The organism is Streptomyces sp. ITFR-6 (assembly GCF_031844725.1).
Lineage (GTDB): Bacteria > Actinomycetota > Actinomycetes > Streptomycetales > Streptomycetaceae > Streptomyces.
The window spans coordinates 7,636,620-7,649,831 of sequence record NZ_CP134612.1; the positions used below are offsets into that span (position 1 = coordinate 7,636,620).

The 13,212-nt window shown below is 67.0% G+C and carries 15 protein-coding genes and 1 pseudogene; 8 read left to right on the top strand and 8 right to left on the bottom strand.

Annotated features, from left to right (window positions below; all coding sequences use genetic code 11):
- Positions 1–38: 38 nt before the first annotated feature.
- On the top strand, positions 39–329 hold the full coding sequence (locus RLT59_RS34610) for a hypothetical protein (protein WP_311307047.1): 291 nt from the start codon (positions 39–41) through the stop codon (positions 327–329).
- Between the two features lie 541 nt (positions 330–870).
- Positions 871–1,662: an IS5 family transposase gene (locus RLT59_RS34615; RefSeq protein ID WP_311304303.1), complete on the top strand. Its 792-nt coding sequence runs from the start codon at positions 871–873 to the stop codon at positions 1,660–1,662.
- Here RLT59_RS34615 and RLT59_RS34620 read toward each other — a convergent pair.
- The gene (locus tag RLT59_RS34620; RefSeq protein WP_311304304.1) at positions 1,619–2,167 is read right to left on the bottom strand and encodes a hypothetical protein; all 549 of its coding nucleotides are present in this window, start codon (positions 2,165–2,167) and stop codon (positions 1,619–1,621) included. The genes RLT59_RS34615 and RLT59_RS34620 overlap by 44 nt on opposite strands.
- 353 nt (positions 2,168–2,520) lie before the next feature.
- On the opposite strand from RLT59_RS34620, the gene RLT59_RS39505 reads away from it, so the two are divergent.
- Positions 2,521–2,709: a helix-turn-helix domain-containing protein gene (locus tag RLT59_RS39505; RefSeq protein WP_399126601.1), complete on the top strand. Its 189-nt coding sequence runs from the start codon at positions 2,521–2,523 to the stop codon at positions 2,707–2,709.
- A gap of 415 nt (positions 2,710–3,124) precedes the next feature.
- Positions 3,125–4,339 carry an ATP-dependent nuclease gene (locus tag RLT59_RS34625; protein ID WP_311307048.1) on the top strand — a complete coding sequence of 405 codons (1,215 nt, stop codon included), beginning with the start codon at positions 3,125–3,127 and terminating at the stop codon, positions 4,337–4,339.
- Here RLT59_RS34625 and istB (RLT59_RS34630) read toward each other — a convergent pair.
- Positions 4,282–5,079: an IS21-like element helper ATPase IstB gene (istB, locus tag RLT59_RS34630; RefSeq protein WP_311307049.1), complete on the bottom strand. Its 798-nt coding sequence runs from the start codon at positions 5,077–5,079 to the stop codon at positions 4,282–4,284. The genes RLT59_RS34625 and istB (RLT59_RS34630) overlap by 58 nt on opposite strands.
- A gap of 248 nt (positions 5,080–5,327) precedes the next feature.
- Here istB (RLT59_RS34630) and istA point away from each other — a divergent pair, with 248 nt between their 5' ends.
- The 4 genes and pseudogenes from istA to RLT59_RS34650 all read left to right on the top strand — a co-directional run bounded on the left by istA (position 5,328) and on the right by RLT59_RS34650 (position 8,675).
- A complete protein-coding gene (istA, locus tag RLT59_RS34635; RefSeq protein ID WP_311307050.1) occupies positions 5,328–6,746 on the top strand; it encodes an IS21 family transposase in 1,419 nt (472 codons plus the stop codon).
- Complete coding sequence (gene istB, locus RLT59_RS34640; RefSeq protein WP_311307051.1) at positions 6,743–7,513, top strand: IS21-like element helper ATPase IstB; 771 nt, start codon at positions 6,743–6,745, stop codon at positions 7,511–7,513. The genes istA and istB (RLT59_RS34640) overlap by 4 nt, the downstream gene beginning before the upstream one ends.
- Before the next feature lie 95 nt (positions 7,514–7,608).
- A pseudogene (locus RLT59_RS34645) lies at positions 7,609–7,996 on the top strand (VOC family protein).
- Positions 7,997–8,126: 130 nt separating this feature from the next.
- A complete protein-coding gene (locus RLT59_RS34650) occupies positions 8,127–8,675 on the top strand; it encodes a hypothetical protein (RefSeq protein ID WP_311304304.1) in 549 nt (182 codons plus the stop codon).
- Here the strand turns inward: RLT59_RS34650 and RLT59_RS34655 are convergent.
- From RLT59_RS34655 to RLT59_RS34680, 6 genes are all read right to left on the bottom strand, one after another.
- Positions 8,632–9,423, bottom strand: a complete 792-nt coding sequence (locus RLT59_RS34655) for an IS5 family transposase (protein WP_311304303.1) — start codon at positions 9,421–9,423, stop codon at positions 8,632–8,634. The genes RLT59_RS34650 and RLT59_RS34655 overlap by 44 nt on opposite strands.
- Positions 9,424–9,588: 165 nt before the next feature.
- Complete coding sequence (locus tag RLT59_RS34660; protein WP_311307052.1) at positions 9,589–10,464, bottom strand: Mu transposase domain-containing protein; 876 nt, start codon at positions 10,462–10,464, stop codon at positions 9,589–9,591.
- A 190-nt stretch (positions 10,465–10,654) separates the two neighbouring features.
- The gene (locus RLT59_RS34665) at positions 10,655–11,569 is read right to left on the bottom strand and encodes a site-specific integrase (protein ID WP_311307053.1); all 915 of its coding nucleotides are present in this window, start codon (positions 11,567–11,569) and stop codon (positions 10,655–10,657) included.
- A gap of 628 nt (positions 11,570–12,197) precedes the next feature.
- Positions 12,198–12,518 carry a helix-turn-helix domain-containing protein gene (locus tag RLT59_RS34670; RefSeq protein WP_311307054.1) on the bottom strand — a complete coding sequence of 107 codons (321 nt, stop codon included), beginning with the start codon at positions 12,516–12,518 and terminating at the stop codon, positions 12,198–12,200.
- 154 nt (positions 12,519–12,672) lie between these two features.
- A complete protein-coding gene (locus tag RLT59_RS34675) occupies positions 12,673–13,050 on the bottom strand; it encodes a hypothetical protein (protein ID WP_311307055.1) in 378 nt (125 codons plus the stop codon).
- A 3-nt stretch (positions 13,051–13,053) separates the two neighbouring features.
- Positions 13,054–13,194, bottom strand: a complete 141-nt coding sequence (locus RLT59_RS34680) for a hypothetical protein (protein ID WP_311307056.1) — start codon at positions 13,192–13,194, stop codon at positions 13,054–13,056.
- Positions 13,195–13,212 lie beyond the last annotated feature (18 nt).

The window sequence follows — 13,212 nt, forward strand, 5'->3', positions numbered from 1 at the left end:
CGGCGGCGCGCTCGGCCTCGTCGAAGGTGGCCACGAGCTTGCGGCGCTCGATCTTGGTGGGGGCGACCGGGACGAGCAGGAGGTTCGCCTCGGTGACGGCCTCGTGGAAGATGCGGGCGCTGCCGCCGCCGGCGTCGACGACGATCGCGCCGAACTCGGCGGCGCAGGCTGCCTGCCGGGCGGTGGCCGGCGAACGGCAGGATGTGGCTGCGGAGATGACTTTCGTAGGTGTCGCAGGTAATGGCGTTCTTCTTCCGCTTGCGCCTCCTGTTCATCATCTCGGCTGCGAAGTATTCAACCTGCAGGCTGCCCGGACTGTTGTCTCGTGACGCTTGCCTTTGGGATTCCATGAGCGTCTTGTCGATGTGCTCGCGGGCTTCCTGCCAGGTGGCAAAGGCCAGCCGTTTCTCATTTCCTGAGCAGTCGGTGTACCGGGCCTGCCAGCGATGGCCGCGGCCGTGGTCCGCAGACGGATACAGCGGCTCAAGTGGCCTCCCGCATCGGCACGGTGTGTCACCGCGATCTGGTTTCGGATACCTCTTATGCCAGCGGTCGAACGGCTCGATCGGCTTGCTCATGTGCCCTGCCCAAGAAACTGAGCTGAGTAGCTGTTGTCGTTCCGATCGTGCGGGGTGGGCGTCGAACGGGAGTCTCGATCGGGTGACCGTGGCCGGCTGCGGGCATGAAGGCAGGGCCTCTTGGTAGCTCGGGGTTGCGAAGCCAACCGAGATCCAGGAGACCCTGTTGCCGCAGTTGTACGTGCTCGCGCCGGTGGAGTTCAACTCGGCTGCTCTGTCGTGTGATTGTGTCGCTCACCGGTTCGGGAATGCGGCCGACCATCCGGAGCGTGTTCGGCGGTATCCCTCGGACATGACGGACGCGGAGTGGGCCGTGGTCCGGCCGCTGCTGCCGGTGCCGGGCTGGCTGCGAGGTCGGGGCGGGCAGCCGGAGGCGTACTGCCACCGGGCGATGCTGGACGCGATCCGCTATCTGGTCGACAACGGGATCAAGTGGCGGGCCATGCCGGCCGACTTCCCGCCGTGGGACCGGGTCTATGCGTTCTTCCGCCGCTGGCGCGACCACGCGCTGGTCAGAGAGTTCCACGACCGGCTGCGCGGCCGGGTCCGCGAGGAGTCGGGGCGAGATGCGGAACCGACGGCCGGCGTGATCGACTCGCAGTCCGTCAAGGCGGACGCCGTCGTCGGCGCCGACAGCCGCGGCTTCGACGGCGGCAAGCTGATCAACGGCCGCAAACGGCACGTGGTGGTCGACACCCTCGGCCTGCTGCTGGGCGTGATGGTCACCGCGGCGGACATCGGCGACCGCGCCGCCGCGAAGGTGCTGCTTGAGCGGGTGACCGACGCTCACCACCGGCTGGAACTCGTCTGGGCCGACGGCGGCTACACCGGCAGCCTCGTCAAGCACTGCCTGGCCGCGCTCGCGCTGGTCCTGGCGATCGTCAAGCGGAGCGACGACATGCGCGGCTTCGTGGTGCTGCCCAAGCGGTGGATCGTCGAGCGGCTCTTCGCCCACCTGATGCGAAGCCGCCGTCTGGTGCGTGACTTCGAACGATCCATTAGCAGCGCCGAGGCGATGATCTACTGGTCGATGACCATGATCATGACCCGCCGCCTGGCCCGCTCACGCTCCGCGCGAGGGTGAACCGGCCCGGTGCCGACTCGGCCAGCCAGCCCCGCGCGACCAGGCGTTTCGCCTTCGACCGCAGCCCCTCCACCTTGGCAGGCACCACGTCCAGGCCGAACGCAGTGGCCATCTCCTGACAGGTCAGCGGCCCTTGACCGAGACGGCCCCGATCCTCGATCGCGGCCAGGATGCGCTGGTAGTCCACCGACAGTGCCGTCCCGGCCAGCCCCTCGCGCCACATCGGAACCTGCGACCTCGCCTTCACCACCAGAGGTGCAGACGCCTCCACCTCGGTTCCCGTCACAACACCCTCCGGCACGTCAATGGCGCCCACGCCGGCTGAGTCACCGCCCGGCGCGGACAGCACCGCACCGACACGCTCGCGGGCGATCGTCCACTCCGACCACTCCTGCTCGGCCACCGCGAGCTCGGCCTGGATGCGGTCCGCTTCCTCACGCAGCCCGTCCACACGACGACGAGCGGCAAGCTCGTGCTGTTCCAGCAGTCCGACAACCGACGGCATCCACGGCCTCCACGAGAGCGACGAAACGACACCCCATCACTCCCACACCGACGCCGCCCCTACCCCTGACCAGCGAAAACACAGTCGTCAGACTCGGAAAGACAACAGCGTCTGAATACTGGACCCGCCGCTGACCCTTTCGCTCTGGCTTGGCGACGTGTGCGGCGGCCTCGCTGCTGGCCGCCAGGGGCGATGCTGTCCACTACAACCAGTAGTTATGCACAGCTGTTCATGGTGCACGCAAAGGTGTGACGGTCGAGTCGCGGTGTGCCAGCACGTGAACCGTCACCGGACCCGCGGCTCCTGTCCCTGGGTATGCAAATCCGTCGCCTCGAGAGGAGCGGGGATACAGCTTGGAAGAACTCGCAGAACGCAGCGGTCTCAGTTTCCGCGGTCTCATCTATATCGAGCACGGGCAGCGTAGCCCCAGCGTTCTTACGCTCCTGGACATCGCGGCAGGACTCGATGTGGAACCGGGGGAACTCGTCAATCACATCGCCCAGGAAGAATCCAGTAAATCTGCCCCTGATGGTTCGAGGTGAAAATCCGAGAATCGTGATTTTGTCAGGCGGTGCTGGGTCGCGGCCTGTCCTCGCCGTCTCGCGGTCCGTCCAGAGGCTCGCACGTGTGGTGTACAGGAACCCGTCGAGGCGCCCAGGCATTGCTGTACTGCCGTGCGTGGGCGGCCTGTTGTCGTGCCGACTGCGGGCGCTCCCCTTCGATCCCCTTTCGGCCGCGGCAGGGTGACCTGACTGAAGTGCCCTGACCCTGGAGGCTGCCCAGGCGATTCGGCGTGCCCATTTCCAGCAGTGGGGAGGTATTTCGTTCCTGAGGTGCAAGTGCCGGGAGTGATCGTATGATGCGTCAAAGCCGCGTGCGGGTGGGGCACTTGATGCGGTTGCAGCCGCCTGTGTCGTCGAGGGCATAGGCCTCAGGCTCTCGGGGGCGTCGTTGTACTTGGCTTGTCTGTACGCGGAGAATTTCCGGATCTTCGGTTCGTTGCCGCAGAAGGACGGCGACCCGGACGCCAGCCTTTGTCTGGAGTTCGGTCCCGCCACGAACGTCCTCGTCGGCGAGAACGACAGCGGCAAGACGGCCATCATCGATGCGATCCGCCTGTGCCTGCTGACGACGGCGGCTGACTTCTACCGGATCACGCGTGACGACTTCCACGTCGGACCGGGCGGCCGAGCAGGCACCTGCAAGATCACCTGCGGTTTCAAGGATCTGACGACGGAAGAACAAGGGGTCTTCCTGGAACTGCTCACCACCGACGACGAGGGCAACGCCGCCCTCTATGTCACCGTCAAAGCGGAGCTGATGGAGCCGCTGCCTCCCCACAGGGTCTCGGTAACCACTCGTACCGGACGCGACGGGCAGGGACTCGCTCTGGACGGTGCCGCGCGTGAACTGCTGAAGGCCACCTACCTGCGCCCGTTGCGGGACGCCGAGGCCGAACTGCGCTCCGGCCGGGGATCGAGGCTGTCGCAGATCCTCGCCGGCTACCCGGCCATGCGCGCACAAGGTGAGGACGACTTCGACGAGGAGAGCGACAGCGCCAGCACGCTGGTCGGAATCCTACGCCGCGCGGAACACCACATCAGCGACAACGATGCGGTGGCCGCGGCCCGGAACGACATCAACACCGGCTACCTGCAGAAGTTCTCCATCGGCTCCGACGTCCTGCGCGGCGAGATCGGAGTCGCCCGCGACGCCACCCTCGCCCGTGCACTGGAGCGGCTGGAGCTGACCCTCTTCGCGGGAACGGGGGAGTGGACCAGGCACGGCCTGGGCTATAACAACGCCCTGTTCATGGCGGCCGAACTGCTCCTGCTACGCAACAGTGCCTTCGCCCCTCTCCTGCTGATCGAGGAACCCGAAGCTCACCTCCATCCGCAGCTGCAGACCCGCATCATGGACCTCCTGCGGGAACGCGCCGAGGCTGCCAAGACGTCCGGGACACCGCCGGTCTGGCTAGGGCGTCTTCTTTTGGCCCCACCAGGGCGACTCCAACTGGCCCCACTTCGTGGCGGGTTGGTGAAGATCGGGCGTCTTAAAGTGGCTCCGGGAGGCGGCTTGATTCGGGACCACTTCACTGCTCGAGCAGGGTGGAGTCAGGCGGGCTGTTCGCCGTTCATGCCCTGTTTGGCCTTGGAATGGGCGAGCCGGTAGGACTGGGTTCCGGTCTCGATGATCGTCGCGTTGAAGGTGAGACGATCGACGATGGCGGTGCAGAGCCGGGGATCGGTGAAGGTCGAACTCCCGCCGGTGAATGCCGCGTTGGAGGCCGCGGCGATGCTGTTCTTCTCCTCTCGCTCGGTCAGAACCTGGAAGAGCATCTCGGCTCCACGTCGGTCGAGTTCGAGGTAGCCCAGTTCGTCGATGCAGAGGAGATCGACGCGTCCGTAGCGGGCGATGGTCTTGCCGAGCTGCTTGTCGTCGGCGGCCTCGACGAGCTCGTTGACCAGGGCGGCAGCGGTGATGTAGCGGACGCGGTAGCCGGCCATCGCGGCGGCCGTGCCGAGCGCGATCAACAGATGCGACTTGCCGGTGCCGGAGTCGCCGATCAAACAGAGCGGGTATCCGTTCTTGACCCAGTCGCAGGTGGCGAGGTTGTTGACCACGGCGGGATCGATGTTGGGGTTGGCGGTGTAGTCGAAATCGCGCAGGTACTTCTCCCGCGGGAACTTCGCGGCACGAATCCGGCGCTCGGACCGGCGGCGGTCGCGGTCCTCGCACTCGGCCATCAGCAGCTCGGCGAGGAAGGCCGCATAGGACATGCCCTCGCGTTCGGCCCGGCCGATGATCTCGGCGGCCTGGGCCCGCATGGTCGGCAGCCGCAGCAGTCGGCAAGAGGTATCGATGGCCACGTCGGTGGCCTGCGCGGTCAGGGTGTGATGGGCCGTGGTCATGACGATTCCTTCCGGCGGAGGCTGAGCAGTTCGTCCCACTGCTCCAGCCGGGGCAAGGGACGGTCGTCCTCGGGCAGCGCCTGGGCAGGACGGCGTGAGGTGAGGTCGCTGATCTGTGGCAGGTGTCGGCGTACAAGTGAACGTGCACCACCTCGTACGAATGAGAGTGCACCAAAGCTGATGCGGTGACGGGGTGGATGCCGCGAGTCTTTTGTCGTCGGTTTCGGGGTGGCAGAGGGGCGGCTGATGTGGTCTTGGACCCGCATCGTTGGCTGGAGTTGAGGCGGTTTCGCGGGCTGTACGAGTCCGGCGCGATGAGTCTGCGGGAGATCGCAAAGGAGACCGGGCTCAACCGTCGTACGGTCACGAAGTACCTGTCGGGTGAGGCGCCGGTCGCGCCGCCGAAGCGGGCGGCCGAAGGGCGGCAGCATCGGCGGGCGGTCGACCAGGTCGCTCCGCTCATCGACGCGATGCTCAGGTCGGAGATCCTGCTCAAGGCATCCGTGATCCACGAGCGTCTGGCCTCGGAGTACCAGGTCACCATCAACTACCAGCGGGTGAAGATCTACCTTCAGGAGGCCCGGCCCCGGATCGCCGAGGAGCTCGGCATCAGCCCGGGTGAACTGGCCGGTCTGCACCGCCGGTTCGAGGTGATCCCGGGCGCCCAGGCCCAGTGCAACTGGGGCGACGAGGGCAAGGTCCTCGCCCATGTCGGGATCCCCAAGGTCTACTCGTTCCACATGACGCTGTCGTACTCGCGCGACCCGTTCTGCTGCTTCACCACCAGCCAGGACCTGGCGAGCTTCTTCGACTGCCACCGGGCCGCTTTCGCGCACTTCGGCGGGGTACCGATGACGATCGTCTACGACCGCACCAAGACGGTCGTGCGTCGCCATGTCGCTCCGGGCGAGGCGGTCCCGCTGCATCCGGAAGCGGTCGCGTTCTCCGGGCATTACGACTTCGACATCGACGTCCTGGCCGCCTACCGGCCCCAGGGCAAGGGCCGGGTCGAGCGCCAGGTCCTGATCGTCCGTGACCATGTGCTCGCCGGGCGGGCATTCTCCTCGATCGAGGAGATGAACGCCGCCTTCGCGGCCTGGGTGCCGCTGCGGCGGGCGAAGGTGCACGGCACCCACGGCGAGATCATCGGCCACCGGGCCGTGCGGGATCAGATGGCCCTGCGACCGCTGCCGCCCACTCCGTATGTGGTCACCCAGCGGCATCTGCGGCACGTCGGCAAGGACTGCCTGGTCGCCTTCGACGCGAACCTCTACTCGGTGCCCGCCCGCAAGGTCCGTCCGCGTCAACTGGTCGAGATCCGGGGGACGAAGTCGCAGATCACCCTGTATTCCACCACCCCCGGCGCCGGCGGGGACTCCCTGCTGGCCACCCATCCGCGGGCGGTGGGCCGCGGCGCGAGGATCGTGGACGAGAGGCACTGGGAGGGCCTGCCCGCCGGCACCGGACGCCGCGTCACCACCGGCGACAACTCATTCCCGCCCCGGCGTGACCAGCTTCCCGGGCCCGAAGCCGGCTCGCTGCAGGCCCTGCTGAACCGGGCCGCTGCCGCCAGCGTCGAAGTCGGCCGCCGCCCGCTCTCGGTCTATGACGAGCTGACCGGAACCCGCCCCTTCACCACCACCCGCACGACGAAGGAACCCTCTTGAGCGAGCTGACCGGCACCCGTATCCGCACCACGGCCGGCAAGCTCGGCCTGCCCCATCTCGCGGAGACCATCAACGAGTTCACCCGCCGGGCCGACGAGGCGAAGATGGGCTACCTCGACTTCCTCGACCTGGTCCTCTCCGAGGAACTCGCGGTCCGCGACGACCGCCGGTTCCGCCAAGGGCTGCGGACCTCGAAGCTGCCGCACCACAAGACGCTCGATGAGTACGACTTCGCCTTCCAGCCCGACCTCGACCCGCGGAAGGTCAAGGACCTCGCGACCCTCTCGTTCGTCGAGGCCAGGGCCAACGTGGCTCTGCTCGGGCCGCCCGGAGTCGGCAAGACGCATATCGCCGTCGCTCTCGCGGTCGCGGCCTGCCGGGCCGGTTACTCGATCTACTTCACGACCCTCGACGACATGGTCCGCAGCCTCAAGACCGCCGAGGCCGCCGGGCGGCTGGTCAACAAGCTCGGCACCTACCTGCGGCCCAGCGTCCTGGTGGTCGATGAGGTCGGCTACCAGCCCCTCGAACGCGCCGAGGCCAACCTTGTCTTCCAGGTGATCTCCAAGCGCTACGAGAAGGGCTCGGTCATCCTGACCTCGAACAAGACCTTCAGCGAGTGGGGTCAGGTCTTCGGCGACGAAGTCCTCGCCACCGCCATCCTCGACCGCCTCCTGCACCACTGCGAGGTCGTTCCCATCAACGGCAACAGCTACCGGCTCAAGAACCGGCTCCAGGCCATCGAGCGGGACACCGACGTGGCCTGAGCAGCCAGAAGGCCAATTGCAGTAGGTGAGCGAACGTGCCGCCCACATCACAAGTAGGACCCAGCCTGTCCTAGATCCCTAATACCGTCCCGCCCATGAGCCATGAAGACACGTCGGCATCCACGTTCCGCTACTCGGCTGTCACCTTCGACTGCCCTGACCCCGCCGAGCTGGCCCACTTCTACGGAAAGGCCCTCGGCCTGCCTGTGGTCCTCTCCACCGAGCATTTCATTCTGCTCGGCCAAGAGGGAGCTGCAGGACTGGGATTCAACCGGCTAACCGACTACCGCCGCCCCACCTGGCCGGACCCCTCCCAGGAGAAGCAGGCCCATATAGAACTAGGCGTCGACGATTTTGGACGCCGCTCAGGCTCGCCTGCTCGCTCTGGGGGCCGTCAAGCCCGAATTCCAGCCGGACCCCGACCGGTGGCGGGTCTTGCTGGATCCCGCAGGCCACCCGTTCTGCATCTCCACTCTGGTCTGAGCACGACCGCCCCTCTGAGACGCTGTTGTCTTTCCGAGTCTGACGACTGTGTTTTCGCTGGTCAGGGGTAGGGGCGGCGTCGGTGTGGGAGTGATGGGGTGTCGTTTCGTCGCTCTCGTGGAGGCCGTGGATGCCGTCGGTTGTCGGACTGCTGGAACAGCACGAGCTTGCCGCTCGTCGTCGTGTGGACGGGCTGCGTGAGGAAGCGGACCGCATCCAGGCCGAGCTCGCGGTGGCCGAGCAGGAGTGGTCGGAGTGGACGATCGCCCGCGAGCGTGTCGGTGCGGTGCTGTCCGCGCCGGGCGGTGACTCAGCCGGCGTGGGCGCCATTGACGTGCCGGAGGGTGTTGTGACGGGAACCGAGGTGGAGGCGTCTGCACCTCTGGTGGTGAAGGCGAGGTCGCAGGTTCCGATGTGGCGCGAGGGGCTGGCCGGGACGGCACTGTCGGTGGACTACCAGCGCATCCTGGCCGCGATCGAGGATCGGGGCCGTCTCGGTCAAGGGCCGCTGACCTGTCAGGAGATGGCCACTGCGTTCGGCCTGGACGTGGTGCCTGCCAAGGTGGAGGGGCTGCGGTCGAAGGCGAAACGCCTGGTCGCGCGGGGCTGGCTGGCCGAGTCGGCACCGGGCCGGTTCACCCTCGCGCGGAGCGTGAGCGGGCCAGGCGGCGGGTCATGATCATGGTCATCGACCAGTAGATCATCGCCTCGGCGCTGCTAATGGATCGTTCGAAGTCACGCACCAGACGGCGGCTTCGCATCAGGTGGGCGAAGAGCCGCTCGACGATCCACCGCTTGGGCAGCACCACGAAGCCGCGCATGTCGTCGCTCCGCTTGACGATCGCCAGGACCAGCGCGAGCGCGGCCAGGCAGTGCTTGACGAGGCTGCCGGTGTAGCCGCCGTCGGCCCAGACGAGTTCCAGCCGGTGGTGAGCGTCGGTCACCCGCTCAAGCAGCACCTTCGCGGCGGCGCGGTCGCCGATGTCCGCCGCGGTGACCATCACGCCCAGCAGCAGGCCGAGGGTGTCGACCACCACGTGCCGTTTGCGGCCGTTGATCAGCTTGCCGCCGTCGAAGCCGCGGCTGTCGGCGCCGACGACGGCGTCCGCCTTGACGGACTGCGAGTCGATCACGCCGGCCGTCGGTTCCGCATCTCGCCCCGACTCCTCGCGGACCCGGCCGCGCAGCCGGTCGTGGAACTCTCTGACCAGCGCGTGGTCGCGCCAGCGGCGGAAGAACGCATAGACCCGGTCCCACGGCGGGAAGTCGGCCGGCATGGCCCGCCACTTGATCCCGTTGTCGACCAGATAGCGGATCGCGTCCAGCATCGCCCGGTGGCAGTACGCCTCCGGCTGCCCGCCCCGACCTCGCAGCCAGCCCGGCACCGGCAGCAGCGGCCGGACCACGGCCCACTCCGCGTCCGTCATGTCCGAGGGATACCGCCGAACACGCTCCGGATGGTCGGCCGCATTCCCGAACCGGTGAGCGACACAATCACACGACAGAGCAGCCGAGTTGAACTCCACCGGCGCGAGCACGTACAACTGCGGCAACAGGGTCTCCTGGATCTCGGTTGGCTTCGCAACCCCGAGCTACCAAGAGGCCCTGCCTTCATGCCCGCAGCCGGCCACGGTCACCCGATCGAGACTCCCGTTCGACGCCCACCCCGCACGATCGGAACGACAACAGCTACTGAGACTGGTGCACATTCCTCCATACTTCGTGGAGCACTCAGAACAGTACGGGGACAGCAGGCCGAGATCCGCCGGTTCGGGCAGGACATGGATCGGGGCGGCGGTCACGGTCGGGGCCCGGCCGGCGGCCTGGGCAGCTTTGCGGGCTTCCAGCGCGACGATGTCGTCGTTGCAGCTGTTGATCGACAGAGCGGCGCGAAGACCGGTCAGGACATCGGCATGCGGCTGGTGCCGGTGCAGTAGCAGGATCCTGACCAGTGCTTTCGTCCCGTCGCTGTCGCCGAGTTGACGCTTGGCCAGGGCCCAGAACGCCTCATGCTCGGGGGTGAACGTGCCCTCGGAGCGGGCCTGGTGCAGGGCCTGGGAACGGCCCAGAGCGCCGGGCTTGAGCAGAAGCGCTTCGCGATAGTGGTCCAGGACGAGGTGTTCCGGACCGCGGCCGATGAGGCGGGGGTGGCTGGCCACTTCACGCCGGTTGTCGAAGACGATCAGCGCGTCGCCGGTGAGGTGGACGGTGACCTTACGGTCGATGAGCCGGACCGGGACGGAGTACCGGCACATCTTCACTGTGATCATGCTGTAACGGTCGACCCTGGGCATCAGCGTGAGCGCGGTCTCGAACGGATCCGCCGGCAGCGGCAGTAAGTGCGGGACCTCGCGGTCGAAGTCCTGAGCGATGGTGCGGATCCGAGACCCGATCCGCCGTTCGTTCTCCTTCGCCTCGCAGGCCGCGATGTGCGCGTTGAGTTCCTCCAGGGACTCCACCCGGGGCACCGGGGTGGGGTAATTCCGCCGGAAGTACCCCACTTGACCCTCAACCCCTCCCTTCTCATGTGCTCCGCGAAGCCCCGGTTCGCAGTAGAAGGGGGTGAATCCGATCCCCCGTGGGTTCACGAATTCTGAAGGGTGCTCGGGGCGAACCCACGGGTGCTGACCGGAGCTTGGCCCATATGGGCACTGCGGTTCAGGGGGTGGGCGGTCCCTGCTCAGCGGCCGAGGTAGCGACGGCGGACGTGTAGCGAAGGCTGGTCCTGGTGCCGAGAGAGAAGACGTGCGCGAGGTGCAGGGGGTCGGCACCATTGGCCAGGGCTTCTTCGAGGATGCGGTCCTGCCGCAGCCGGTCGACGCCCACTGGCAGTTCCTTGACCAGCCGGTCCATCCAGAATGTGCCCACCGCCGCTGTGGTGGTGGCCGTGTTCCTGCTGATCAGCAGGTGCGGGTTGGTGCTGTTCGGCCAGCGGCGGTGACGGTGGGCGAGGTAGTCGGTGATCGCCTCGGCGGTGTAGTCGTCCAGAGGGCGGTCCAGGCCCTCGGGGTCGAGACGGCGTCCGGGCAGGTCCGCCTCTTCCAGCAGCATCGAGCGGATCCGGCGGGCGGGCAGCGCATGGATGCCAGCCAGGGCGACGACCACGCGAAGAGCCGGGTCCTGCCGGGCGGCCTGGGCGACGAACTCCACCTCGTCCGTGGTGAGCGATGTGGGGATCGTGGTTGCTGGCTTGCCGCCGTTGACGCCGCGCATCGGGTTGGCGAAGACCAGTCGCTCGGCCTTGAGCGTGCGGAACAGCGACCGCAGGGCACTGGCATCGCGGGCGCGATAGGGGCGGTGGGCAAGCCAATTGGTGATGTCGTCCCGCGTGACCTGACGCAGCGTTGTGTATTTTGCAGCGTACTCGGTCAGGAACGGCAGGATGTTCCTCAGATAGGTACCGATCGTGGCCTGGGCTCGGGGGCCTCGGCGAGGAGTCCCGTGCCGAAGGATCTTGACCCAGGTGTCCAGCTCTGCCCGAATGTCCGGGGCGAGGAATGCGAGGTGTTCTGTGCACCAGGCGTCGAGGGCGTCTGGCCGGTCATCGAGGAAGATCTCCAGGTCTTCGAACACTTCCAGACATGGCTGGCCGGCACTGCGGTGTGGGTGAGCTGGGCGATGGCCGAGGCCCGGATCCGCTCACCCGGCCGGTGGACCGGGCAGAGGATCCGGATGCCGCGTCCCACTGATCCGAGGGTGCGGGGCGGCCAGCCGCGCAGTTCCGCGATCCGGGCGGCCCGGGTGCTCAAGAACGCGGACAGCTGCGGGTCCAGAAGTGGTGCTTTGCTGCTGACGCCGCGCAGGTCGCGGGGTATCTCGAAGAGTGTGAGCTCGGTCCAGTGCGGCGGAACACGGTGCAGCCGCACCTCCGATGGCCCTGACGAGACCGGTCGCGGTGGCGGTCCGCCGCGAGACCGCAGGGTGCCGATGATGAACAGCTGGTGTCCGGTGCGGGCGGCGACCGTCAGGTCAACGCGCGTCTTGTTGCCGGGGCCGGCGATCAGGCCGGCCTGGCGGCGGCAGAGGCGGCAGATCCCGTCCAACGCGGCGACCTCGCGTCGGCAGACGTCGCAGTGGCGGTCGGTCGCTTTCGCGATGAAGCCCCAACATGCCTTGCAGCGGGAGCGGTCGAGTCGGCCCTAGCCCATGCAATCCCGGCAGCTGCGGGTGGCCCAGGGCCGTGATCGCCGGACGGGCGTGCTCACAGCGGCGGCCCCGAACGACCTTGTCGATGCTGGTGGGTGATCGGGGTGCCGCCGACGACCTGCTTCTCCGTCTCCGCTGTCGTGGCTTCCCGCCGACCGGTGCTTTTCTCTGGGATGAGGAGGTCGGCCGGCGTGCAGTTCAGCACGTCGCAGATGATGTCGAGGTCGCCGAGGCGGACGGTCAGCGGCCGTCCGGACCACAGATGGGACATTTTTCCCGCCGAGATCGCCAATCCAGCGTCAGCAAGCAGGCGTTGGAGCTCTGAGGCTTTCCAGATGTCGCGCTGAGCGGCGACCATCCGCAGATTCCACTTCATCGGTTTGTCCCTCCAAAACGTGCGGTGGCGCGTTGACCGGCGCGGATCCAGGCGTCTTCGACGTGGGACTTCTCGACGTGTAATGGTGTAGTCGGGTATTGGAACTGCCTGAATACCCCCATCTCAAGCGTCTGTGGCGCTGACCGCGGTGGCGTCAGTCGTCAGCTGCGACGAGGAGAGTGAGTGTCGCTGCCGGGCGGTCGATGAGGGCGAGTTCGTGGTAGTCGATGTGGATCGGTCCGTAGTCGTGGAACGCATCCTCGGGGAGCTGTCCCAGTAGGTATCTGCTGGTTGCCTTGCGGATCTGGGTGTAGATCTCCTGACGCAGACGTGATGCGAGCGATTCCGGGACGTCTCCATGCTGGTTGGCCCAGGAATGGACGACATCGACCGCCGTCTCGGCATCGACGGTGTCGTAGGTGTCAGGGGTGATGCGGTCAAGCCACCATTGGCCGTGCCGTGGCCAGTCTTGAACGCCAGCTCCGTCGTAGGTGTCCCGAAACTGAGGATGCGCGATCAAAGCAGCCAGCACCTCTCAGTCGTCCAGCGCCTCGGACGATAGCTGGAAACGCTTGGCGTCGATCCAGCGGTAGCCGTGAGAGCCCTCGCCGAAGTCGAAGTCTCGGAAGTTGATGAAAGGGCTGTCCAGGTGGACGAGGGTGGGCACGGGTTCCATGGTGGTCATCGTAGATCT